22 protein-coding genes are annotated in these 23,872 nt (G+C 63.4%); 10 read left to right on the top strand and 12 right to left on the bottom strand.

Annotation, left to right across the window (positions count from 1 at the left end; translation table 11 throughout):
* Nucleotides 1-10: 10 nt before the first annotated feature.
* Both LB538_RS04765 and LB538_RS04770 read right to left on the bottom strand, forming a co-directional pair.
* Nucleotides 11-388: a hypothetical protein gene (locus tag LB538_RS04765; RefSeq protein WP_224526628.1), complete on the bottom strand. Its 378-nt coding sequence runs from the start codon at nucleotides 386-388 to the stop codon at nucleotides 11-13.
* A gap of 11 nt (nucleotides 389-399) precedes the next feature.
* Nucleotides 400-687, bottom strand: coding sequence for a hypothetical protein (locus LB538_RS04770; protein WP_095768768.1), 288 nt, complete (start codon nucleotides 685-687; stop codon nucleotides 400-402).
* Nucleotides 688-972: 285 nt separating this feature from the next.
* Between LB538_RS04770 and LB538_RS04775 the strand changes: the two genes are divergently transcribed.
* Genes LB538_RS04775 through LB538_RS04790 form a run of 4 tightly spaced genes read left to right on the top strand, consistent with a single transcriptional unit; the run spans nucleotide 973 to nucleotide 4,756 of the window.
* Entirely contained in the window at nucleotides 973-2,106 is a 1,134-nt protein-coding gene (locus LB538_RS04775) for an aminomethyltransferase family protein (RefSeq protein ID WP_224526625.1), read from the top strand.
* Between the two features lie 41 nt (nucleotides 2,107-2,147).
* The gene (locus LB538_RS04780; RefSeq protein WP_140844223.1) at nucleotides 2,148-2,744 is read left to right on the top strand and encodes a dimethylamine monooxygenase subunit DmmA family protein; all 597 of its coding nucleotides are present in this window, start codon (nucleotides 2,148-2,150) and stop codon (nucleotides 2,742-2,744) included.
* Complete coding sequence (locus tag LB538_RS04785) at nucleotides 2,741-3,706, top strand: PDR/VanB family oxidoreductase (protein ID WP_224515839.1); 966 nt, start codon at nucleotides 2,741-2,743, stop codon at nucleotides 3,704-3,706. The genes LB538_RS04780 and LB538_RS04785 overlap by 4 nt, the downstream gene beginning before the upstream one ends.
* Nucleotides 3,707-3,715: 9 nt before the next feature.
* Nucleotides 3,716-4,756 (top strand): heme-dependent oxidative N-demethylase family protein, encoded by a 1,041-nt coding sequence (locus tag LB538_RS04790; protein WP_224526622.1) that lies wholly within the window; start codon nucleotides 3,716-3,718, stop codon nucleotides 4,754-4,756.
* Between the two features lie 146 nt (nucleotides 4,757-4,902).
* Here LB538_RS04790 and LB538_RS04795 read toward each other — a convergent pair whose 3' ends face one another.
* Nucleotides 4,903-5,625, bottom strand: a complete 723-nt coding sequence (locus LB538_RS04795; RefSeq protein ID WP_095768763.1) for a helix-turn-helix domain-containing protein — start codon at nucleotides 5,623-5,625, stop codon at nucleotides 4,903-4,905.
* A 318-nt stretch (nucleotides 5,626-5,943) separates the two neighbouring features.
* Here LB538_RS04795 and LB538_RS04800 point away from each other — a divergent pair, with 318 nt between their 5' ends.
* A complete protein-coding gene (locus LB538_RS04800) occupies nucleotides 5,944-7,302 on the top strand; it encodes an NAD(P)-binding domain-containing protein (RefSeq protein ID WP_224526619.1) in 1,359 nt (452 codons plus the stop codon).
* Nucleotides 7,303-7,354: 52 nt separating this feature from the next.
* Here LB538_RS04800 and LB538_RS04805 read toward each other — a convergent pair whose 3' ends face one another.
* The 4 genes from LB538_RS04805 to LB538_RS04820 all read right to left on the bottom strand — a co-directional run bounded on the left by LB538_RS04805 (nucleotide 7,355) and on the right by LB538_RS04820 (nucleotide 13,315).
* Entirely contained in the window at nucleotides 7,355-8,458 is a 1,104-nt protein-coding gene (locus LB538_RS04805; protein ID WP_224526616.1) for a mandelate racemase/muconate lactonizing enzyme family protein, read from the bottom strand.
* Between the two features lie 196 nt (nucleotides 8,459-8,654).
* Nucleotides 8,655-9,803: an efflux RND transporter periplasmic adaptor subunit gene (locus LB538_RS04810; RefSeq protein ID WP_140844218.1), complete on the bottom strand. Its 1,149-nt coding sequence runs from the start codon at nucleotides 9,801-9,803 to the stop codon at nucleotides 8,655-8,657.
* Between the two features lie 15 nt (nucleotides 9,804-9,818).
* A complete protein-coding gene (locus tag LB538_RS04815) occupies nucleotides 9,819-13,016 on the bottom strand; it encodes an efflux RND transporter permease subunit (protein ID WP_224526613.1) in 3,198 nt (1,065 codons plus the stop codon).
* A complete protein-coding gene (locus tag LB538_RS04820) occupies nucleotides 13,010-13,315 on the bottom strand; it encodes a hypothetical protein (protein ID WP_224526609.1) in 306 nt (101 codons plus the stop codon). Before LB538_RS04820 ends, LB538_RS04815 begins: the two co-directional genes overlap by 7 nt.
* 182 nt (nucleotides 13,316-13,497) lie before the next feature.
* On the opposite strand from LB538_RS04820, the gene LB538_RS04825 reads away from it, so the two are divergent.
* Together LB538_RS04825 and LB538_RS04830 are read left to right on the top strand one after the other, a co-directional pair.
* Nucleotides 13,498-14,079 carry a TetR/AcrR family transcriptional regulator gene (locus LB538_RS04825; RefSeq protein ID WP_140544202.1) on the top strand — a complete coding sequence of 194 codons (582 nt, stop codon included), beginning with the start codon at nucleotides 13,498-13,500 and terminating at the stop codon, nucleotides 14,077-14,079.
* A 54-nt stretch (nucleotides 14,080-14,133) separates the two neighbouring features.
* Nucleotides 14,134-14,922 (top strand): class I SAM-dependent methyltransferase, encoded by a 789-nt coding sequence (locus LB538_RS04830; RefSeq protein ID WP_224526606.1) that lies wholly within the window; start codon nucleotides 14,134-14,136, stop codon nucleotides 14,920-14,922.
* 278 nt (nucleotides 14,923-15,200) lie between these two features.
* Here LB538_RS04830 and LB538_RS04835 read toward each other — a convergent pair whose 3' ends face one another.
* The 5 genes from LB538_RS04835 to LB538_RS04855 all read right to left on the bottom strand — a co-directional run bounded on the left by LB538_RS04835 (nucleotide 15,201) and on the right by LB538_RS04855 (nucleotide 20,562).
* Nucleotides 15,201-16,223: a LacI family DNA-binding transcriptional regulator gene (locus tag LB538_RS04835; protein ID WP_224526602.1), complete on the bottom strand. Its 1,023-nt coding sequence runs from the start codon at nucleotides 16,221-16,223 to the stop codon at nucleotides 15,201-15,203.
* 87 nt (nucleotides 16,224-16,310) lie between these two features.
* On the bottom strand, nucleotides 16,311-17,105 hold the full coding sequence (locus LB538_RS04840) for an ATP-binding cassette domain-containing protein (protein WP_224526599.1): 795 nt from the start codon (nucleotides 17,103-17,105) through the stop codon (nucleotides 16,311-16,313).
* Nucleotides 17,106-17,109: 4 nt separating this feature from the next.
* Complete coding sequence (locus tag LB538_RS04845; protein WP_224526597.1) at nucleotides 17,110-18,096, bottom strand: ABC transporter permease; 987 nt, start codon at nucleotides 18,094-18,096, stop codon at nucleotides 17,110-17,112.
* A gap of 106 nt (nucleotides 18,097-18,202) precedes the next feature.
* The gene (locus tag LB538_RS04850) at nucleotides 18,203-19,135 is read right to left on the bottom strand and encodes a substrate-binding domain-containing protein (RefSeq protein ID WP_140844574.1); all 933 of its coding nucleotides are present in this window, start codon (nucleotides 19,133-19,135) and stop codon (nucleotides 18,203-18,205) included.
* Between the two features lie 269 nt (nucleotides 19,136-19,404).
* On the bottom strand, nucleotides 19,405-20,562 hold the full coding sequence (locus LB538_RS04855; RefSeq protein WP_224526594.1) for a fumarylacetoacetate hydrolase family protein: 1,158 nt from the start codon (nucleotides 20,560-20,562) through the stop codon (nucleotides 19,405-19,407).
* 198 nt (nucleotides 20,563-20,760) lie between these two features.
* On the opposite strand from LB538_RS04855, the gene LB538_RS04860 reads away from it, so the two are divergent.
* The 3 genes from LB538_RS04860 (at nucleotide 20,761) to LB538_RS04870 (ending at nucleotide 23,850) form a co-directional block, all read left to right on the top strand.
* A complete protein-coding gene (locus LB538_RS04860) occupies nucleotides 20,761-22,044 on the top strand; it encodes an NAD(P)/FAD-dependent oxidoreductase (protein ID WP_224526591.1) in 1,284 nt (427 codons plus the stop codon).
* A 103-nt stretch (nucleotides 22,045-22,147) separates the two neighbouring features.
* On the top strand, nucleotides 22,148-23,035 hold the full coding sequence (locus LB538_RS04865) for an ABC transporter permease (RefSeq protein ID WP_224526587.1): 888 nt from the start codon (nucleotides 22,148-22,150) through the stop codon (nucleotides 23,033-23,035).
* Nucleotides 23,032-23,850 carry an ABC transporter permease gene (locus tag LB538_RS04870; RefSeq protein ID WP_224526584.1) on the top strand — a complete coding sequence of 273 codons (819 nt, stop codon included), beginning with the start codon at nucleotides 23,032-23,034 and terminating at the stop codon, nucleotides 23,848-23,850. The genes LB538_RS04865 and LB538_RS04870 overlap by 4 nt, the downstream gene beginning before the upstream one ends.
* Nucleotides 23,851-23,872: the final 22 nt, after the last annotated feature.

The following is a 23,872-nucleotide window of genomic DNA, read 5'->3' on the forward strand; positions in this document are numbered from 1 at the left end:
TCGTCGAAGTCTATTTGTCGTTGAACTTCTCGTTGATGACCTCGCGATATTCCTTATCGGAGGCGCGGAACAGGAAGACGAAATACGCGATCAGCACGATCGCCATGATGATCAGCGTCGGCCAGTCGATGATGTAGTGGAAGCGGTTCTGGATGATGTCGTGCGCCGTCTCCGGCGTGTAGCCCAGCTTCTCCCAGATTGACGCCATGGTCGCATTCTGGCCGAGCGCGTCCCACGTCTTGGCATCGAGCGGGTCGATCGACTTCGCCGCCCCGGCAAAGCCGAGTTTCAGCGGCAGCCAGAGCGCCACGAAGATTGCGACCACCACGACCGCGATGTCGAGGATCTGTCCGGCCTTGCTCTGCTCCGGCGGGGTATAGCGAGCCATGGTTTCTCCCTTCACGATTGGCGGTTGCGGGCGGCGTCGGCGTTCTTGATGTCGAGCCCGTAGATGAAGTCCTTGTCTTCCTTGTAGTGGTTGAGCATGGCGAGGATCGCGGCGGTGTTGAAGATCAGCACCGCGGCGGCTGCAACCGCCACCACGAGCTTGATGCCGCTATGCGGAATGTATGGCCATGTCATTAGGAGGACGAAGAGGATCGTTGCCCATAGGCACACGATCAGGAGCACGGACCCACGCACGTCAGAACGGTACAGCGCTTCGATGCGCTGCTGCATGTCGGACATCGGTTTTCCCCTTCTGGCGACGTCCGGCCACACAACCGACCGGGCGTCCACTCTTTCAACAGAGTGAAATTTTTTTCATAAATTCCGCTCGATTCCCGAAATTGTCAAGCCGGATTTACGCATCGTAAACCGTTTGTCATCGGGCAAGAAATTTGCCTGACAATGAAATTATTTGCTTCAAGGGGATTGCAGGGCTTCGCCGTTTGCGGTCAATATTCGACCAAGCTCCGCCACCAAGCAGGAGCAGGGAACAGCAACGACTTAAATCGCACGGAGGACGATCGGATGACGGCATCCTGGAGATTCTCGACCCTGGCGGATCGCCATCGCGCGCTCGGCTCGAAACTCGAGGACTGGAGCGGCATGGGCACCGCCTGGACCTACGACAAGGACGCCGACGAGGAATATGTCGCGATCCGCACCAAGGCCGGGCTGATGGACGTCTCCGGCCTGAAGAAGGTTCATATCACCGGGCCGCACGCCTCGCATCTTATCGACCTCGCCACGACGCGCGACGTCGAAAAGATCTATCCCGGCAAGTCAGCCTATGCCTGCATGCTGAACGAGGCCGGCAAATTCACCGACGACTGCATCCTCTACCGCATCAGCCCGAACTCGTGGATGGTCGTGCACGGCTCGGGCACCGGCCATGAGGAGTTGCAGCGGGCGGCGATGGGCCGCGATGTCTCGCTGCGCTTCGATGACAATCTGCACGACCTTTCGCTGCAAGGCCCGACCGCGGTCGACTATCTCGCCAAGCATGTGCCGGGCATCCGCGACCTCAACTATTTTCATCATATGCAGACGCAGCTCTTCGGCTTTCCGGTGATGATCTCGCGCACCGGCTACACCGGCGAGCGCGGCTACGAGATCTTCTGCCGCGGCCAGGATGCCGGCACGATCTGGGACAGGATCCTCGAGGAGGGCAAGAGCGCCGGCATCATTCCCTGCCGCTTCACCACGCTCGACATGCTGCGCGTCGAGAGCTATCTGCTCTTCTACCCTTACGACAATTCCCAAAAGTATCCGTTCGAGAACGAAGGCCCTGGCGACACGCTGTGGGAGCTCGGCCTCGACTTCACCGTCAGCCCCGGCAAGACCGGCTTCCGCGGCGCCGAGGAGCATTATCGGCTGAAGGGCAAGGAGCGCTTCAAGATCTACGGCGTGCTGCTCGACGGCAAGGAACCGGCGGATGAGGGCGCGCCCGTCTATCGCGACGGCAGACAAGTCGGCGTGGTGACCTGCGCCATGTATTCGCCGCTGGTCGAGAAATCGATGGGCATCGCGCGCCTCGATGTCGATTGCGCGGTCAAGGACACCAAGCTCGAGATTCGTAATCGGAGCGGCTCGATCAAAGCAACGGCGCAGCCCTTGCCGTTCGACGATCCCAAAAAGACCAAGCGCACAGCAAAAGGTTGAGGCATCATCAGCGGGAGGGCTTTCGGGGCACGAAGGAAAGAATGGCAGTCAAGACGATCATCAGCCGGCCCATTTACGGAACGCTGTCGCCGCAACCAGGCAAGCATCATCTGTTCATCGCCGATGCGGAAGGCGCGCTCGCGATAACGGACATGACCGGCAAGGCGCCGCCTGGCTTCTTCGACGGCGCCGAGATCGTCTTCATTCCGGGGCCCGAGGGGAAGCACATCGCCGCCCTCGAAGCGCTGAAGCCGATGCAACTTCACATCGCGCCGTCTTTCGCCAGCCTGTTGCCGCGGCTGAAGCAGACGCTGACCAACGCCCATATGGGCCTGCGCCTTTATCTTGCCGGCACCGAAGGCCTGATCGGCCAGGCAATGCAAGTAGCGCTTGAAGCCGGCATCGACCATACCTCCATTGCGACCGAGCATCGCGGCTCGCTGGCGCGGCGCATGCAATGCGTGCACTGCAAGGGCATCACCGAGAATGTAACGACGCAGCCGGCTACCTGCTCGCATTGCGGCCTGCTGCTTCTGGTGCGCGATCACTATTCGCGGCGCCTCGCGGCCTTCCAGGGCGTGTGCATCAATGCCGAGGATCGCTCCGAGATTCCTCCGATCGAGGAGGCTTTCCCGTGAGCACCGGCACCACCAAGCTCGACGTCGTTGTCAGCGACGTCGTTCCCGTCAACGACCTCGTGACCCGCTTCCATTTCCGCCGTCGCGACGGCGAGCTGCTGCCGACCTTTTCCGGCGGTGCCCATGTCGTGGTCGAGATGCGCGACGGCGACCGCACCAGGCTCAATCCCTATTCGCTGATGGGCTCGCCGCTCGACACGCGCGAATACACGATCTCGGTGCGCCGAGACGATGCCGGCCGCGGCGGCTCGCTGTTCATGCACCGGCAGGTCAAGCCCGGCCTCGAGATGGTGATCAGCTATCCGGTCAATCTGTTCTCGCTGGATCTGCGGGCGAAGAAGCACCTGATGCTGGCCGGCGGCATCGGCATCACGCCTTTCATGGCGCAGACGTCGCAGCTGGCAGGCGCCGGCGGCAATTTCGAATTGCATTACACCTGCCGCACCGCTTCGCTGGGCACCTATGCCGATGTGCTGCAGCAGCGCTATGGCAACCGGGTCAGGCTCTATCACGACGACCGCGAGGAGCGCATCGACCTCGATCGGCTCTTGTCCTCGCAGCCGCTCGGCACGCATCTCTATGTCTGCGGCCCGGCCGGCATGATCAACTGGGTGCGCGATCGCGCAGCCAGCCTCGGATGGCCGCCGGAGACCGTGCATTTCGAGCATTTCGCGGCACCCCAGCCCGGCGCGCCGTTCGACGTGACCTTGGCCGTCAGCGGCAAGACGATCCGCGTCGGCGAGCAGCAGAGCCTGCTCGAGGCGATCGAAGCCGCCGGCGTCGACCCGCCTTATCTCTGCCGCGGCGGCGTTTGCGGCCAGTGCGAGACCAATGTGATCTCCTCCGACGGCAAGTTCATCCACAATGATCACTGGCTGAGCGAGGAAGACCACCGTTCCGGCTGCAAGATCATGCCTTGCGTCTCGCGCTTCGAGGGCAAGTCGCTGGTCCTGGAAAGATAGGAGGCGTCAATGGGCATCACCTTTCGCAAGGAAACGTTTCGCGACGATTTCACCTTTAAGAACAGCCCGGAGCACATCAGGCGCTTTCCCTTCCCGTTCAACGAAGATGCCTACATGTATGCGGTCAATATCGAGCCGCATGTCGTCGGGCCCAAGGGCAGCGTGCTCGAGAACCTGATCGACGTCGACGAGCACTATGTCGCCGAGATGCAAGACCGCGCGCTTGTTCTGGCCGAGGATCCGCTGCGCTGCCAGTCGCTGCCGCACATGACTTTGGCCGGCTGGGACCTGCTCGAGCTTCTGATGGAGCAGCAGGCGCTCGGCTATCCCGAGCATTTCACACTGGAGCGAAACGGCGATCGCTGGCGCTGGATCAACCGGCCGCTCGGTATCGGTGACACCTTCACCTTCGGCGACACCTCGACGCTGCCTTACGGGCCGATGGAATACATCACCCGCCAGAGCCAGGGCGATTTCTGTATCCTCGACCAGCGCGACGGCAATCTGTGGATGGATGCCGGCATGGTCACCACTCAGGCCGACTGGTCGCTCGACTTCGACATCGGCATGAACTTCTTCGAATGGCACGCGCCGGTACCGCTGGCGCATGAGAAGGGCATTTTCACGCGCGCGCTGAAGTTCCTCACCAACATCCAGCAGGGCAAGCCGGCAAGGCGTCTCAACTGGACGATGACCATCAACCCGCGCCTCGACACCAGCCCCGAAAACTATCACAAATGGGGCCCGGACCGCGCCACGGTCACGCCCGAAAATGTCGGCCAGAAGGTGCATCTGCGCGTCGAGCTGCAAAGCTTCTGGCGGCTGCCGCGTTCCAACGCCATCGTCTTCCCGATCCGTTGCTATCTGATCAAGATGGACGAGCTGGTCACGCAGCCGAAATGGGCGCGCCGCCTGCACCGCGTCATCCGCGACCTGCCGGAAGAGCTCGCCACCTATAAGGGCTTGACACGATATAGGCCGACGCTGGTGGAATGGCTGTCGAAGCTTGACGACGGCAGCCCGACGTCACCAGGATTCGGGCCGGATTGAAGACTTGGGTTCCTCGCCCCCGCAAAGCGGGGGAGAGGTGTCCGCGAAGCGGACGGAGAGGGGGCCTTCGTAGGGCGCTCCCCTCTCCGTCTCGGCTTCGCCGAGCCACCTCTCCCCACTTTCGTGGGGCGAGGAACCAGAACGTCTCACCCCGCGCTGTTTTGCGGATAGCAGATAATCGACAGATACCGCATCGGCAGGCGCGTCAACTCTTCCGGGCCGTGCGGCGCGTCGGCGTCGAAGAACAGGCTGTCGCCCGGTTTCATTGGATAGAGATTGTTGCCGTGCCGGTAGACGACCTCGCCTTCGAGCATGTAGAGGAATTCCATGCCCGCATGCTGGAAGGTCGGGAACACGTCCGAATTCTCGGTCAGCGTGATAAGATAGGGCTCGACGACGACGCCGCTGGTGTTGGCGCCGATATGTCCGAGCAGGTTGTATTGATGGCCGGCGCGGGTGCCGCGGCGCTCGACATCGACGCCTTCGCCGGCCTTGACGAAGACGGCGCTGTGCTCTTCCTCGAAACGCCGGAAGAAGGCGGTCACCGGAACGCCCAGCGCCCGCGACAGCGCCTGCAATGTCGTCAGCGATGGCGAGGTGATGCCGTTTTCGATCTTCGACAGCATGCCGAGCGAAATGTCGGTGGCGGTGGCGAGATCGGCGACGGTGATGCCGAGCTTCTTGCGGAACGCGCGCACCTCATGGCCGATCGCCACTTCCAGCACTTTCTCGCGCGTGTCGCGGATGGCGTGCGGATTTTGCGTCAACGGCGCGCGTATCGTGCGCCCGGCCGCCGAAACGCGCTTTAGCGGTGCCTTGCCCTTCGCTGCCGCATCGGTGGACCTGGTGCCGGAATTCTTGTTCGCCATGTCGCCCCCGACTCTCGCGGATTTATTTCACTCAAGGTGAACATATTCGGTGGCGATACAAGAGCGCAACCGCGACAACAAGCCGCTAGCGGTTGCAGGGCGCGCCTGCTTCAACGTGACGCCGCCGCCTTTGCGCGCAAAAACCGTTTCACGCAAACGCCGCCGCCGCAGATGTTTGTTGACAGCACCAAAGACCCAATTACTGTCACTGTCAGTGAAATTTGTTTCGTGGGAGCAATTCCAGGAAAAGTGTCGAACGGTTTTCCGCCCGGAATTGCGTTAAGAAAAAAGTCGAAATCAAAAAGGAGGAGGCCCGCAATGAAATCTCGTGTCGCCGTCATCGGAGCCGGACCGTCAGGCCTGGCCCAGCTAAGGGCCTTCAAGTCGGCCGCCGACAAGGGCGCCGAGATCCCGGAAATCGTCTGCTTCGAGAAGCAGAGCGACTGGGGAGGCCTATGGAACTACACCTGGCGCACCGGCCTAGACGAGCATGGCGATCCGGTGCACGGCTCGATGTACCGCTATCTCTGGTCGAACGGCCCGAAGGAATGCCTCGAATTCGCCGACTACACCTTCGAGGAGCATTTCGGCCGGCCGATCGCCTCCTATCCGCCGCGCGCGGTGCTGTGGGACTACATCAAGGGCCGCGTCGAGAAATCCGGCCTGCGCGAATGGGTGCGCTTCAACAGCCCGGTGCGCATGGTGACCTATTCCGACGAGACCGAGAAGTTCACCGTCACCGCGCATGATCGCACCAACGACGTGACCTACTCGGAGGAATTCGACAACGTCGTGGTCGCTTCAGGCCATTTCTCGGTGCCAAACGTGCCTTTCTTCGAGGGTTTCCCCACCTTCAACGGCCGCATCCTGCACAGCCACGATTTCCGCGACGCCATGGAATTCAAGGGCAAGGACATCTTGATCATCGGCCGCTCCTATTCGGCCGAGGACATCGGTTCGCAATGCTACAAATACGGCGCCAAATCGATCACCTCCAGCTACCGCTCCAAGCCGATGGGTTTCAAATGGCCGGAGAACTGGAAGGAGGTGCCGCTGCTGCAGAAGGTCGTCGGCAAGACGGCGCATTTCAAGGACGGCACGACAAAGGATGTCGATGCCATCATCCTGTGCACCGGCTATCTGCATTCCTTCCCCTTCCTCACCGACGACCTCAAGCTCAAGACCGCCAACCGCATGTGGCCGCTCGATCTCTATGAAGGCGTGGTCTGGGAGAAGAACCCGAAGCTTTTCTACATCGGCATGCAGGACCAGTTCTACACCTTCAACATGTTCGACGCGCAGGCCTGGTACGCGCGCGACGTGATGTTAGGTCGCATAAAGCTGCCATCCGCCGAAGCGATGGCCGAGCACGGCGCCAAGTGGCGGGCGCGCGAGGAGACGCTGGAGGACGCCGAGCAGATGATCTGGTTCCAGGGCGACTACACCAAGGAGCTGATGGACCAGACCGACTATCCGGGCTTCGACGTCGAGGCGGTCAACCGCACCTTCATGGAGTGGGAGCACCACAAGATGGAAAACATCATGACCTTCCGCGACAACGCCTACCGCTCGCTGATGACCGGCACCATGTCGCCGCTCCATCATACGCCCTGGCTGCAGGCGCTGGACGATTCCATGGAAAGCTATCTCGAGGTAAAGGGCGTGGCGGCCGAGTAGCACGGCGCGCTGGCGCCAACGTTCTCAGACTCGACCCGCCTGATCTTCATCTTCAGCCAATCTCGAAGAACGGCTTGCCGAGCAGGCCAGGGTCCACATCGATGCCAAGGCCGGGGCCGTCGGGAACGCCCATGTGGCTGCCGGTTACCGGCGGCGCGTTCCTGGCCGTACGCACCGTCACCCATTCGTGGAAGGCGATGGCGTGCAGCCGGCGCTCCTGCGGCGTCGACAGCGACAGATGCGCCATGGCGGCGGTGTCGATCTCGGCGCCGCCGGTGTCCTCGACCGTGATCATGAAACCGAGATCGACGGCGACGTCGCGGATCAGGCGGGTCTGCGTGACGCCGCCCAGCCGCGAGATCTTCAGCGTCAGCCCGTCGGCGGCGCCGCGGCGGTGGATCTCCAGCATCTCGCCCAGCGAGGTGACGGATTCGTCCAGCACCATCGGCTTGTCTAGCATGCGGCGCACCGACATGTTCTCCTCGATCGTCGTGCATGGCTGCTCGAACGTGTAGTCGATGCCGCGCGTGGCGTCGGCGAACTGGCGCGCCTGGTAAGGCGTCCAGCCGGCATTGGCGTCACAGAAGATCACCGTGCCCTTCGGCACGGCGGCGGCCACTGCCGAGACCCGCTCGATGTCGTCGCGCACATTGCCGCCGACCTTGACCTGCAGGCGCCGGCAGCCTTCGGCGATGATCCTTTTGGCAAGCGCTGCCATCTGATCGAGCGTGCCGTGGGTGACGACCCGGTAGGTCTCGGCCATCTCGCTCTCGCGGCCGCCAAGCATGGTCACCAGCGGCACGCCGGCGGCGCGGGCGGCAAGATCCCAGCACGCCATGTCGAGCGCCGACTTGATGTAGGGGTGGCCCTTGAATGCCGTGTCCATCAGCCGGCCGATGCCGGCAAGGCCGCGTGGATCCTGGCCGATGAGATGCGGCGCGATCTCCGGCACGCCCGCGCGTGTGCCTGCGGGAAACGCGGCCGAGTAGAAATTGCCGAGCGGCGCCATCTCGCCCCAGCCGGTGTCGCCGCTGTCCGACGTGATGGCGACGATCACCGCGTCGAAGCAGTCGGCGATCCGCCCCTTGGACATGCGGTAAGGTCCGTCCACGAAGGGCTGCACGACATGATAGGTCTTGATGCTCTTGATCTTCACGTTTGTGTTCGTTTGCGGGTCAGGTCATATTCCGATGAACTGGCTGTAACACAATCAGGTTGTCGACAATCCAACAAGGGACCCGTCCGTAGAAGACTGTTCCTTTCCGCGTCGGAATTGCCTGACCCCAAATAGTAAACGGCGCCCTCGACGTGGGTATCGAGGGCGCCGTCGGACCGGAAACTGATGGGGGTTATCAGCTGGCCGGTTTCGGTTGCGGCAAGGGAGAAACCGGCATTCCGGGTCCGATCTTCTGCAAATTGCCCGTGATCACCTGGTCGGTCTCCGAGATGCCGGAGGTCACGGAAATCAGGTCGCCGTCGGTCGGGCCGAGCGAGACCAGCTTCTGGTCGACGGTGTTGCCCTTGCCGATGACATAGAGGTATTTGCCGAGCTGGCTGGAACCCAGCGCCACCTGCGGCACCATCAGCGTGTTGGGCTGTTCCTTCACATGCAGCCGCACCCGCACATACTGTCCAGGCAGCAGCGTGAACTTGGCGTTGCCGATGGTGGCGCGCGCCGTGATCGTGCCGGTCGAATGGTCGATCGTGTTGTCGATGAAGGTCAGCTCGCCCTTCTGGCTGGGCTGGGTCTCGCCGGGCAACAGCACGTCGACGGCGATCGGACCGGCGGCCTTCGCCTGCTCGATCTGCACCAGATCGCTCTCGCTTGGATTGAAGGTCACGTAGATTGGATCGAGCTGCACCAGCGTGTTGAGCACTGTGCCGGCGACACTGACCAGCGTGCCGACCGAAGCCTGGTTGCGGCCGATGCGGCCCGAGAAGGGCGCCTTGATCTCGGCATAGCCGAGATTGAGCTCGGCCGTCCGCACCGCCGCCTGGTCGACGGCAAGGGCGGCCTGGGCCGCGCGCAGATTGCTGGTGCGCTGGTCGAAGCTGTCCTTGTCGAGATAGCCGGCCTTGGCGAGGTCGGTGCCGCGGCCGAGATTGGATTTTGCATATTCGAGCGTCGCGCTATCGCGCTGCACCTGCGCCTTCGCCTGGTCGAGCGCGGCCTGATAATCATCGGGCGCGATACGGTAGAGCAGGTCGCCCTGCTTGACGTCGCTGCCGTCGGCAGCCGTCTGCTCCTGCAGATAGCCCGGCACGCGCGCCTGCAGCGTGATACTGCGGATCGACTCCACCCGCGCGGCGTAGTCGAGATAGATCGGCAGCGTCTTCTTCACGACATTCACCACCGGCACCGGCATCACGAAGGCCGCCGGCGCTGGCGCAGCGCCCGCTGCGCCGCCGCTCAAATTGCCCATGTCGAGAAAGTGCACGCTGGCCACCGAGATCGCGCCGAGCGCGACGGCCGTTCCCAAAGCGATTTTCCATCTACGCATAATTGATCTCCAATCTTATTCGGCCGCCTGGGCGAGCGGCTGAAGCGCCGGCTCGCCGGTCGGTTCAATTTCGTCTTGCTGAGGCGCATCGTCGTGCGCCTTGGCAGGTTTCCTTTCGCCACGTTCGCGCAACTGCTCGATCACGGCGTAGAAGACAGGCACGAAGACCAGCGACAGGATCGTCGCCGCCACCATGCCGCCGAAGACGGTGGTGCCGATCGATTGCCGGCTGGCTGCACCGGCGCCCGTCGCGAACATCAGCGGCAGCACGCCGAGGATGAAGGCGAAGGCGGTCATCAGGATCGGCCGCAGCCTCAGCCGTGCCGCCTCCATCGCCGCCTCGACGATGGTCAAGCCTTCCTCGCGCCGGCGTCTGGCGAACTCGACGATCAGGATCGCGTTCTTCGCCGCCAGGCCGATCAGCATGACGAAGCCGATTTGCGAGTAGACGTCGATCTGCATGCCGCGCAGCAACAGCACGATGAAGGCGCCGAACAAAGCGAGGGGCACGGCCAGCAGCACCATGAAAGGCATCGCCCAGCTTTCATACTGCGCCGCCAGGATCAGGAACACGAAGACGATCGCCAGCCCGAACACGACAGAGGCGATCGATCCGGCCTTGAGCTCCTGGAAAGTGATGCCGGTCCATTCGTAGCCGAAGTCGCGCGGCAGCACATTCGCCGCCGCCCGCTCCATGGCCGCCACCGCTTGTCCGGACGAGAAGCCGGGGGCAGCGCCGCCATTGATCAGGGCCGAGGCGTTGTTGTTGTAATGCGGCACGGTCTCCGGCCCGACGATCGGCACCAGTCTGCCCAGCGTGCTCAGCGGCACCATGCCGCCCGACGCGTTGCGCACATAGAGCCGCGATATGTCGGTCGCGTCGCCGCGCGCATCCTTGTCGGCCTGGATGGTCACGCGGAAGGTGCGGCCAAACAAGTTGAAGTCGTTGACGTAGAGCGAGCCGAGATAGATCTGCAGCGTGTTGAAGACGTCCGGCAGGTTGAGGCCGAGCAGCTTCGCTTTGCTGCGGTCGAGGTCGTAGTTGAACTGCGGCGTCGAGGTCGAGAAGGATGAGAACAGCTGCTGCGGGTTGAGCTCCGGCTGCTTGCGCGCCTCGGCGAGCAGCGCCTGCGTGACGTCATTCAGCGCCGCACTGCCGCGCCCGGACAAATCCTCGACCTGGAACTCGAAGCCGCCGGTGGTGCCGATGCCCGGGATCGACGGCGGATCGAAGGAGAGCGCGAACGCATCCGGCATCTGCAGAAGCTTGCCGCGCACCTGCTCGACCAGTTTCGAGGCGCTCTGGTCAGGACCGCGTTCGTCCCATGGTTTCAGGATCGCGAACTCCACCGCCGAATTCGACTGGGCGGCGCTGGTCAGGAAGTTCAGGCCGCTGATCGAGCCGACGATGTCAACGCCGGGCGTCGATTGCAGGATGTCGCGCGCCTTCTGCGCCACCGCGTCGGTGCGTTCGAGCGAAGCGCCGTCGGGCAGCTGGATGACGACGAAGAAATAGCCCTGGTCTTCCACGGGAAGGAAGGTCGAAGGCAGTTTCTGCCAGACGAAATAGGTGGCGACGAGGCCGGCCGCGAACAGGCCAAGCATGATCCAGCGCAGCTTGATCAGAATGCGCACCCCATGCGCATAGGCATGCGACAGCCAGTCGAAGCCGGCGTTGAACCAGCGGAACAGCACGAACTGCGTCTCGCCGCGATGGCGCAGGAAGGCAGCGCTCAGCGCCGGCGAGAGCGTCAGCGAGTTGAAGGCGGAGATGCCGACGGAGATCGCCACGGTCAGCGCGAACTGGTTGTAGAGCCGGCCCGAGACGCCCGGGATGAAGGCAACGGGAACGAACACCGCCATCAGCACCGCCGTGGTGGCGATGATCGGACCGGTCACCTCGGCCATCGCCGCGCGCGTAGCGGCCAGCGGCTTGAGTCCTGCCTCGAGCTGACGTTCGACATTCTCGACCACGACGATCGCGTCGTCGACGACGAGGCCGATCGCCAGCACCATGCCGAGCAGCGAGAGCATGTTGAGCGAAAAGCCCAGCATGTACATCACCGCCAGCGTCGCGATCAGCGAGACGGGAATGGCAATGGTCGGGATGATGGTGGTGCGCCAGCTCTGGAGGAAGATGAACACCACCGCGACGACCAGCACCAGCGCTTCGCCGAGCGTGATCAGCACGTCGTGCATCGAAGCCGACACGAAACGCGTCGTGTCGTAATGCATGGCGTAGCTGACGCCCTTCGGGAAGCGCTTCGACAGCTCCTGCATTTTGTCCTTGACCCGCTGCTGCAGGTCGAGGGCGTTGGAGCCCGGCATCTGGTAGACGGCCAAAACCACGGTCGGGTCCTTGCCGAAGAAGGCGGAGGAAGAATATTGCAGCGCGCCGAGCTCGATGCGGGCGACGTCGCGCAGCCGCACAAGCGAGCCGTTCTGCGAATTGGCGCGCACGACGATGTCGCCGAATTCCTTCGGGTCGCTAAGGCGGCCCACCGCATTGACCTGCATCTCGAAGGCGGTGCCGGCGGGCGCCGGCGACTGGCCGATCTTGCCGGCCGCCACCTGCACGTTCTGTTCGGCGATGGCGTTCTGCACGTCGACAGCGGTGATGCCGAGATTGGCAAGCTTGTCCGGATCGAGCCAGACGCGCATCGAATAGCGGCGCTCGCCGAAGATCTGCACGTCGCCGACGCCCGGCAGGCGCTTCAGCGGGTCGACCACCTGTAGATAGGCGAGGTTGCTCAGCGCCACCGGATCGACCGAACCGTCGGGCGAGGTGAGGTCGACGATCAGCACGAAATTGGGGTTCTGCTTCTTGATCGTCACGCCGCCCTGGTTGACGATGGCCGGCAGGGAGGATGCCGCTTGGCTGACGCGGTTCTGCACGTCGACCGCCGCCGTGCTCAGCGGATAGCCGACGTCGAAGGTGATGGTGATGGTGGAAGAGCCGTCATTCGAGCTCGTCGACGACATGTAGGTCATGCCTTGCACGCCGTTGATCTGCTGCTCGAGCGGGGTGGTGACCGTATCGGCCACGACCTGGGCGCTGGCGCCCGGATAGTGCGCGCTGACCACGACCTGCGGGGGCGTGATGTCGGGAAACTGCGAGACGGGCAAGAGGAAATAGGCGATCGCACCGGCGAGCACCATGATGATGGCGATCGCCGACGCGAAGATCGGGCGGTGGATGAAGAAGTTCACCATGATGCGGACGCCTCGCCGAACGGGTTTGCGAAATGGCGCAGGCGCCGGGCCCGGCCGGAGCCGGAATCCCGCAGGAAGGATGGCGGGATGTTGCCCGGCGCCTGGTCAGCCGCGCGCTGGCGCAGCATCCGTTCGAAGGCTTTGGGGTCGATCCCGTCCGCCTTCATCACCAGCCGGATCATCGGATCCCGGATGGCTTCGTCGATCGTCAGGTCTTTGCGCTTTTGCATAGGAGTGGCTCCTTGCTCGGTCCGCATCGCTTGATCACGAACCGCTTTTTCTCGTTCTTCACCGGCCAAAGCCGCATGACAGGCAGGTTTTGCGTCCTATCTCACTCTGGCAGGGCTATCGGAGGGCCTTGTCGTTTGACGGCGAGTGATATAGGTGTTACCAGTAAGTAACATGCTGGAAGTTACAGACCGGTAACACCCTAGTCAAGAGGTGGCGACGGTTTTTTTGGAAACGACGAAAGGAGAGCATGATGACTGACGGCGTTGCGGAGCGTTCCCGTCCCCGGGACCGAATCCTGGAGACGGCGCAGGACATGTTCCACAAGCACGGCATCAAGGGTGTGGGCGTCGACGCCATCACCGAGGCTGCCGGCACCAACAAGATGACGCTTTACCGTCACTTCGAGTCCAAGGACGAATTGATCGTCGAATGCCTGCGCGCAACGGCGGCGAAGGCTTCGAGGATCTGGGACGAATTCGAGGCCAAGCATCCCGGCGATAAGCTCGCCCAGCTGCATGCTTGGGTGCAAAAGGCTTCGGAACTGCTGAGCGCCGACAGCCGCGGCTGCGATATGGCCAATGCCGCCGTCGAGCTCACCGAGACCGATCACCCGGCAAGGCGCGTCATCAAGGAACTGAAGGAGGCCCAGCGCGAAAAGCTGGTCGCGCTTTGCCGCGATGCCGGCATCGGCCAGGCCGAGCTTCTCGCCGACACGCTGTCGCTGCTGCTCGAAGGCGCGCGCGTCTCGATGCAGAGCGTCGGCGCCGAAGGTCCGAGCGCGCAATTCGTGCGCATGGCCGAAAGCCTGATCGCCTCGTTCCGGGCGCGCTGATCTCTTCGCCTCGTCCTAATTCTGTTATGCTGTTCCGGAAACGGGCGCTAGACGATGGGTCAGGCAAGTTTTCCGGAGATGTATGAGCGCTGGCTCGTGGGTCCTCTCTTCCGCCCCTGGGCCGAAGTGACCTTCGAAGACCTGAAGCTGTCTCCAGGCCATCGTGTGTTGGACATCGCCTGCGGCACGGGAATAGTTGCCCGGGTTGCCAGGGAACGGCTCGGTGCCGCCGGATATGTCCTCGGCATCGACATCAACGCAGATATGCTTGCTGTCGCGCGCACCGTGGCGCCAGACATCGATTGGCGCGTAGGCAATGCCGGTGCACTGCCCCTCCATGACGGAGAGCAGTTCGATTTGATCGTCTGTCAACAAGGGCTGCAGTTCTTTCCCGATAAGTCCGCTGCGGCGGCGGAGATGCGGCGAGCACTGGCGCAGGGCGGCCGGCTGGCCGTTGCCACGTGGCGCCCCGATGAGGAAATCCCCTTCTTTCGGGATCTCCGCCGCGTCGCCGAGCGCCTCCTCGGCCCAGTGGTGGACCTGCGCCACAGCTTTGGGAATGCGGCGCAGATCGAGGTGCTGCTCCGCGACGCCGGCTTCCACGACGTCCGATCAAGGACAATATCGCGCAGGATACGCTTTGAGGACGGGGCGCCTCTCCTGCGGTTGAACACGATGGCCCTGGTCGGCATGAGCGCCGCCGGCAAGGCAATGGCCGATCAGGAACGCAAGCACGTCGTGGAGGACATCATGAGCGGGAGCGCGCCCGTGCTGCAGTCTTATGCGGATGGATCGGGAGTCGCTTTCGAACTCAGCTCCAATCTGGTGACGGCGAAAGGCTAGGCGCGTATCTGGTCAGCATTAGGTAGCTTCGCCTCCGCCTTTGGCACGCAAAGAAAAAGCCCGCTGCCGGGAGGAGGTGGCAGCGGGCTCGATTTCGAATACGGCACGGGAGGAGGTGTACCGCACTCAGCGTCGGCATCACATCTGGGAGGAGGAGACGGCCGACACCCAGATAAATACGAGGTGCCTAACGATTCGGCAATTGCGAAACCTGCATAGCTGCTGTGCAGAATTGCGGGATCAATCGTCAGACAAATAAGCGAGCGGCGCGCTCCGCGCTACTGCGCCGGGACGTTTTCCTTGAAGATCAGCCGCGGCTCGATGAATTTCTTCGTCAGGTATGGCGCCGACGAGGCAATGGAGCCGAGCAGACGGATCACCGACTGCTCCGCGATCAGCCGCGCATTCTGGTCGATGACGACGTCGGCAAGATCGTCGACGAGATAGCGGCGCGTTTCCCTGGTCAGGTCGTGGCAGATGAAGACCGGCTTCAAACGCGGCTTGACCTCGAGCAACGCCTTGGCCACGCCGGAGCGTCCGGCGCCGACGCAATAGATGCCGAGCAGATCCGTTTCGTCGTGCAGCGCCTTGACGGTCGCGCGGTAGCTGGCGTCCGGCTCGTCGTTGCTTTCGGCCGCGCTTGAGACCGTGAGGTCGGGAAATTCTTCGGCGAGCACCGAACGAAAGCCCATCTCGCGCTCCTCGTGGCCGCGATAGGAGCGCGAGCCGACCACCATCGCCAGATGTCCCCTACGGCCGCCGAGGAAGCGGCCCATCAGCAGCGCCGCCGTGCGGCCCGCCACCCGGTTGTCGATGCCGACATAGGCCGAGCGCGGTGCCGCCGGCACATCCGAGATCAGCGTGACCAGCCTGATCCCGGCATCGACCAGCTCGCGCAGAATGTTGCGTGTGCGCGGATGGTCGACGGCGATCACGCCGACGCCGTTGGCCTTGAGCGACAGGTTCTCCACGGCACTCTGCAGTGCGCCCGGCGAAATGCCGGCAAGATTGTGAATGCGGCAGGACGCGACCAAGGGCAGGCGCTGGGCATAATCCTCGATGTGATAAGCGAGATCGGCCATGAAGGCGTTGGACCCGATCGGCAGGAAGAATTCGAGATGCGCCGGCTTCGACGGCAGCACGACCTGGTCGAGCGTCGGCAGATAACCGAGCTGCTTGGCCGCCTCCAGCACGCGCTGCCGGTTGGCAGCGCTTGCACCCGGGCGATTGTTGAGCACCCGGTCGACGGTCGCGGTCGACAGGCCGCAGCTCCGGGCGATATCGGCTACGGTGGCTTTCATAGGTCCAGTCATAGGCGCTGATGCAATTCTGTGCCAGCGGCGGGCGTGAAGCGGCTGCCGGCCGCCGATCGGCCTGCCGGTCAGCTCTCAGCCATGCTGCTGCGGACCGTCGGAAATCGCGTCACGGATTTCCTTGTCCGACATGCCGGTGATGACGCGCTCGACCTCGGCGACCGTTGTCTTTTTCGGGTCGATGTCGTCGGCCACCACCTTGCCCCGACGCATCACCACGATGCGGTCGACCACCTGGAAGACGTGGTGGATGTTATGCGCGATGAAGATGCAGGAATGGCCGGAATCGCGCGCGCTGCGCACGAAGCTCAAGACCCCTTGCGTCTCGGCGACGCCGAGATTGTTGGTCGGCTCGTCGAGGATGATGAGATCGCTGTCGAAATGCATGGCGCGCGCGATCGCCACGGCCTGCCGCTCGCCGCCCGACAGCGAGCCGATCGGTGTCGTCGGCGGGATGTTCTTGGTGATGCCGACTTGCTTGAGCAGGTCGCGCGCTACCGTGTTCATTGCGTCCTGGTCCATGCGGTTCAGGAAGCGCGGCGCCTTGATCGGCTCGCGCCCGAGGAACAGGTTGCGCGCGATCGACAGCTGCGTGACCAGCGCCGAATCCTGGTAGATCGTCTCGATGCCGTGGGCAATGGCATCGCTGGTGCTGCGCAGCGTGACCTTCTTACCGCGGATGAAGATGTCGCCGCTGGTCAGCGGCACGGCGCCCGACAGCACCTTGATCAGCGTCGACTTGCCCGCGCCGTTGTCCCCCAGCAGGCCGACGATCTCCTTTTCATTGACGTGGAAATTGGCGTCCACCAGCGCCTGCACGCGCCCGTAGGACTTGCGGATATTTTCCATGCTGATGAGCGGTTCGGCCATCGTCCTAAGTTCCCGCCTGGTGTCGGCGTTCGAGCCATGAATGCAGCGCCATCATCCCGAGAATGATCGCGCCGATGAAGATGTTGTAGGCGAGTCCCGGCACGCCGATCAGCACGATGCCGTTGCGCATGACGCGCAGGATCAGGATGCCAAGCACGGTGCCGATGATGGTGCCGCGCCCGCCGGTCAGCGCCGTGCCGCCGATCACCACCATGGCGATGACCTCGAGCTCGTAGCCGGTGCCGCTGTTGGGGTTGGCCGCGGAAGTGCGCAGCGAGGAGATCACGCCGGCGAGCGAGGCCATCACCGCCGACAGGATGAACAGGCCGACCTTGACGCGGCTGACGTTGACGCCGCGCGCGCGGGCTGCGTTTGGATTGCCGCCGGCGGCCTGGATCCAGTTGCCGGTGCGGCTCTGCGTCAGCACATAGCCGAGCACGATCGCGGCGCCGATGAACCAGAACAGCGAGGCGTAGATGCGGAAAGGTCCGACATAGAAGTCGCCGACCAGGATGTTCGCCAGCCAGCTGCCTTCGGCGCTCCAGGTGCGCTGCGGAAAGCCGTCGGTGATGAACAGCGCCGAGCCGCGCACGACAAGCAGCATGCCGAGCGTCACCAGGAAGGACGGGATCTTGAGCTGCGTGACGAACCAGCCATTCACCAGTCCGATCAGGGCAGCAACGATCAGCGCGATCAGCAGGCCCATTTCCAGCGAGGTGACGCCGCTGTTGTAGAGCGTCCACATCAGCACCGGCGAGAAGCCGAACAGCGAGCCGACCGAGAGGTCGAACTCGCCTGATGTCATCAGCAAGGTCATTGCCAGCGCGATCAAGCCGAGCTCGACGGTGAAGGCCAGGATGTTCGAGATATTCTGCGGCGACAGGAAGTCGGGATTGATGCCCCAGAAGACGGCGAGCTCGACGATAAGCAGCACCAGTGGGCCGAATTCCGCTCGCGCGATGAAACTTTGAATGAAGGAACGGTTTTCCATTGAGCCTGCGGCGTGAATGACTGGCTAAGCCCACTCCGATCAGACAGGGCTCGACGGTACAGGAAAGCGGCCGCGGCCCGAAAGCCGCGACCATAGATGTCAGGAATTATTTGCCGGACAGGATCTTGTCGTAGACGCCGGCGGTGTCCTTCTCATAGAGCGCGCCGGTGATGACGTTGAAGCCCGGAGGAATGCCGCTGGCGGCCATGTTGGCCAGCGAAAGCGCCACATAGCTGGTCGCCTGCGGATCCTGCCACTGCCCGGCATTGACGTAGCCGTTCAGCACTTCCTGCGTTGTGTCGAGCGAGTTGCCCCAGCCGACGACCGGGATTTCGCCGGGCTTGACGCCGGCCTGGTCGAACACGCGCTTGATCGAGCCGGTGACGAGGTCGCCGAGGCCGATGATCGCCTTCACCTTGCCTTTGTGGGCGGTGAGATAATCGACCATGCGGTTGATCACTTCGGCCTGGTCGAGTGTCGCTTCAGTCACCTCATAGGTGATGCCGGCCGGTCCGAACACGCTCTTGATGCCTTCCTCTTCCTGCACGCCATAGGTGGCGCCGGGAACCTCGACCGGCATCCAGACGAAATCGCCCTTCTTCACCAGGCCTTTGTCGACCAGATATTGCGCCCAGTGCTTGCCGAAGGTGACGTTGTCGCCGCCGACATAGGCGTTGAAGTTGGCCTTCGGATCGGGCGTGTTGAAGTTGATGATCGGGATGTTGGCCGCGCGCGCTTCCTTGACGATCTCGACAAGGCTGCCCGGATCTGGACTGGTGGTGACGATGCCATCTGCCTTGGCCGAGATGGCGGCGCGGACGGCCTCCTGCTGCGACGCCACATCGCCATTGTGGAACGAGGTGTTCACCTTGTTGCCGGTGTCGCTCGCCCATTGCTTGGCGCCGGCCAGGAAGTAGGTCCAGACCGGATCGGCCGGGCCGCCATGCGAAATCCAGTAGAACGTCTTGGCCTCGGCCATCGCCGGAATGGCGATAGCCGCGATCAAGCCAAGCACGAGCAGTCTTAGCCGCGAAAGCATTCGATTTCCTCCCATGTTGAACTCTCCTCCTGGATCGGCGCGACGCGACCTTGGCCGCATCTCCTGCCCGCGCCGACCGGAACGTCTAGAGCATTCTCTTTTTCAGGCAGTGGCAAGCCTCCATCGCCAATGGATGTTGGCACAGGCGCGCGCGCCATCAGCAATCCCATCAGATTGCATCAGCAGCGGTGATATTCATTGGGCAAGCGGCGCCATCGACCATCCGCTGCACGGATTGGCCTCCAAGCAACCGCCCTTCCGGTGCGGCGTTAGAGCAGCCCCGCCCTGGCCAGGTCGCGCATCAGGTGGCTGGCGCCGTAGGTCCAGTGCGGGCAGTCGGGCGACAGCCGTACGCGGTTGACCAGCGCGCCGAGCTTTTCCGACGAGATGGTGACGATGTCGCCGATCTTGTGCGTAAAACCCTTGCCCTTCTCGCCTCGGTCCTTCGAGGGCACGAACATGGTGCCGAGATAGAGCGCGAGTCCGTCCGGATACTGGTGATGCGGGCCAATCGCCGCCTTGACCAGTTCCTCCGGCGAGCGGCTGATCTCGGCCATCGAGCTCGCGCCCTCCAGCGAGAAGCCGTCCTCGCCCTCGACGCTGAGCTGCACCGTGGCGCGCTTCACGTCCGCGATCGAAAACGTCTCGTCGAACAGCCGGATGAATGGCCCGAGCGAAGCGGAAGCGTTGTTGTCCTTGGCCTTGCCGAGGAGCAGCGCCGAGCGCCCTTCGACATCGCGCAGATTGACGTCGTTGCCGAGCGTGGCGCCGACGATGCGGCCCGAGCTGTCGGCGATCATGGCGATCTCCGGCTCGGGATTGTTCCAGGTGGAGACGGGGTGCAGCCCGACATCGGCGCCGAAGCCGACGGAAGCCATCGGCTGGCATTTGGTGAAGATCTCGGCGTCGGGGCCGATGCCCACTTCGAGATATTGCGACCATGCCCCGCGCGCGATCAGCTTGGCCTTGATCTCCATCGCTTCCGGCGAGCCGGGCTTGAGCTTCGACAAATCGTGGCCGATCAGTCCGGCGATGTCGGCGCGGATGGCGTCGGCCTTTTCGGCCGAACCGCGCGCTTGCTCCTCGATGACGCGCTCGAGCAGGCTGACGACGAAGGTGACACCGGAGGCCTTGACCGCCTGCAGGTCGACGGGCGACAGCAGGATCGGCTTCCCGGCGTCACGTTTGGCCTCGAAGCTGTTCGCCGCGATCTCTTCCAGCGCGCCGATCGCCTTGCCCTTGGCCGAGCGCAGATAGTCAGCCGGATCCTTCAACTCGCAAAGATCGCGCACCGTAGGCGCCGCGCTCGAGGTAATGTCGATCACCTCGCCGTCCCGCACCGTCACCACCAGCGGATGGGAAGCGGCGCTGGTCTTGGCGCGGCCGACGAAAATTCCATCGGCGGGCAGACGGGTCGGATCGGTCATGGCATCATTCCTCTCAATTTTTCGCGCGCGGCACTTTTCCCCGATTTCGCGGAAACGTCTATCCCGCCAGCCGCAACATTTGCGACGATGCATGTGCTGTCACACAGCCACGGCCGAACTGGCCCATCGAAGCGCCCTTTCAAATCCATGAAATCGGCAATAGGATTTTCACGAAGCTCCAGCGCGTAGGTGATCCTCTTGGCCGAAGCCTTTTCCGATCCGATCTGGCGAAAGCCCCAGGCGGCCACGGCGTTTCAGTCTGAGCTTTCGGCCGACGGCACGCTGGACGCGGTCGTCGTCGGCGGCGGCATCATGGGGCTGTCGACCGCGCTGCATGCGGCGCGCGCGGGCCTTTCCGTCCAGGTGCTGGATGCCGGCGCGATCGGGCAGGGCGCTTCGGGCCTCAATGGCGGCCAGGTCATCCCCGGCCTCAAATACGATCCGGAATGGCTGATCGAACACTTCGGCAAGGAACGCGGCGAAGCCCTGGTCGCGTTCTCCGCCTCGACGGCCGATGCCGTGTTCGACGTGATCCGTGACGAGAAGCTGGCGGTGCCGTTCACACGCAATGGCTGGATCCAGGCCGCGCACACCAAGACCGCGCTGAAGGCAGCGGCGAACCGGGATCGCCAATGGCGCTCGCGGGGTGCCGACGTCGAGCTGCTCGACAAAGCGGGAATTGCGGCGATGACCGGCGCCAAAGGCTATCTCGGCGGCTGGCTGGACCGCCGGGCCGGCGTCATCGATCCGCTGTCCTATACGCTCGAGCTCGCTCGCGTCGCCGCGGCCGCCGGCACCAGGATCGCCGAGCAACAGCGGGTGGTGAAGCTCTCCAAGGAAGCCGGCGCATGGCGGGTCTCGACACAAGGCGGCGCCGAATTGCGGGCCAAGTCGGTCGTGCTCGCCACCAACGCCTATACGGACGGGCTGCTGCCTGGTCTTGCCCAGACGATTGTGCCGCTGCATTCCTTCCAGATCGCCACCGCGCCGCTTCCGGCCGAGCTTGCTGCAAGCATCCTGCCGGGCGGTCAGGCCGTTTCCGATTCCCGTCGCATCCTGGTCTACTACCGAAAGAGCCCCGACGGCCGGATGGTGCTGGGCGGTCGCGGCCGCATGGCGCTGCCCTCAAGCGCCGCCGACTGGGCACATTGCGAACGCGCGCTCATCCGCCTCTATCCGGCGCTGGGCGGCATCGCCATCGAAAAGCGCTGGTTCGGCCGCGTGGCGCTGACGCCGGATCACCTGCCGCATCTGCATGAACCGGAAAAAGGCCTGCTCGCGGTTGTCGGCTGCCAAGGCAGGGGCGTCGGCCTGATGAGCGCGCTGGGCAAGCGCATGGCAAACTACCTTGCAAGCGGCGACGTGAGGCAGTTGCCGTTTCCGCTGTCGCCGATCAAGCCGATCCCGTTCCACGCTTTCCGCCAAGTCGGCGTCGCCGCGGCAATCACCTGGTACCGCATGCTCGACGCGTTCGAACGCTGACGCCGAATGCGTGCAGCGCACAAGCGAATCCGCTTGACAGTTTCATGAATATGAAAAAACATCAGGCGATTTCAAAAATCCGATGGAGCCAACAGGCACTTCGATGTCGACCATCGCCGCAACACGGCCCTTGCCGGAAAACCGCATCTCGCCGGTCTTCCGTTTCGCCATGCTGCTGCCGGGTGGGCTGGTCACCTTCTTTCTGATCCTGTTCGCGCTTGGCCTGGTGGTCTTTCTCGCCTTCAGGGGCAATGACGGCTCGCTGCTCGGGGTTGGCCTGACGGTCGAAAATTTCGTCACCGTCGCCACCGATCCGCTCTATTGGACGGTGACGCTGCGCTCGCTGGTCATCGCCGGCTTGGTGACGCTCGCCACCGTCGTTACTGCCTATCCGGTCGCCTATTACCTCGCCTTCCATGCCGGGCGGCGCCGCAACCTGCTGCTCTTCCTGGTCACGCTGCCCTTCTGGACCAGCTACCTTTTGCGCGTCTTCGCCTGGAAGATCGTGCTTGCCTATAATGGCGTTCTGAACTCGGCCTTTATCGAGACAGGCCTTTGGAAGGAGCCGGCGCTCGCCTTCCTCAACACGCCGGCCGCGGTCGTGGTGACACTCGCCCACGCCTATGCGCCTTTCGCCATCCTGCCGATCTACGTGGCGCTGGACACGATCCCGAAATCGCTGCTCGAAGCGGCGTCCGATCTCGGCGCACGGCCCTTCACCAGCTTCCGCCGCGTCGTGCTGCCCAACTCAATGCCGGGCGTTCTGGCCGCGGCGCTCGTCGTCTTCGTGCCGACGGTCGGCGACTATGTCACGCCGGCCATGGTCGGCGGTCCGGCCAGCACCATGATCGGCACGCTGATCCAGTCGCAATTCGGCAAGGCCAATGATTGGCCGTTCGGTGCCGCGCTCTCGGTCGGTGTCATGCTGGTCATCCTCTGCGTGGTGCTGGTCGCGCGCGGCGCCGACCGCCGGTTCGGCAGCCGCACATGAGCGCCCGGGTAGACATCAATAGCGACGGCCGCTGGCTCGGCGTCTACGTGCTTGGCTATCTCGTCTTCCTCTATCTGCCGGTGCTCTTGATCCCGCTGTTTTCTTTCAACAACTCGATCCAGGCGGCGTTTCCGCTGCAGGGTTTCACGCTTGAATGGTACCGGACGCTCTACGGCAATCCGGCGCTGTCCGGCGCCCTGGCCAACAGCTTGGCCATCGGGGTCATCGCCGCCTTCGGCGCGACGCTTTGCGGCATCACCGTTTCCTACATGGACCTCTACGGCCGTTCGCCGATCGCCGCCACCATCAGCGCCATCGCTCGCCTGCCGATCCTGATCCCCGGCGTCATCGTCGGCATCTCGCTTTTGATCCTGGTCAATCTGATCGGCCTCGGCCCGTCGCGCGTTTCGATCGTGCTCGGCCACATCCTGGTCGCGCTGCCGACGACCGTCGTGGTGATGCGCAGCCGCTTCGCCGCAATCCCGAAGACGATCCGCGAGGCGGCGCTCGATCTCGGCGCTTCCGACTGGACGACGTTCCGGCGCGTGATGCTGCCGCTCAGCTTGCCCGCCATACTGTCGGCCTTCATGCTCTCTTTCCTGATTTCCTTCGACGAGTTCATCGTCGTCTTCTTCCTCGCCGGCACCGAGCCGACGCTGCCGCTCTACATCTGGAGCCAGCTGCGCTTCCCGCGCTCGCTGCCGACCGTGATGGCGCTCGGCACGGTGATCCTCGCTGTCTCCTTCGTCATCGCCGGCACAGCCGAAATCCTTCGCCACCGCGGTCTTGGAACTGCGCGCCGCAATCCAGCCTGAACCACAACAAAGAAGAGGAGAA

Origin of the sequence: Mesorhizobium sp. Ca11 (assembly GCF_020165275.1) — a bacterium.
Taxonomy (GTDB): Bacteria; Pseudomonadota; Alphaproteobacteria; order Rhizobiales; family Rhizobiaceae; genus Mesorhizobium.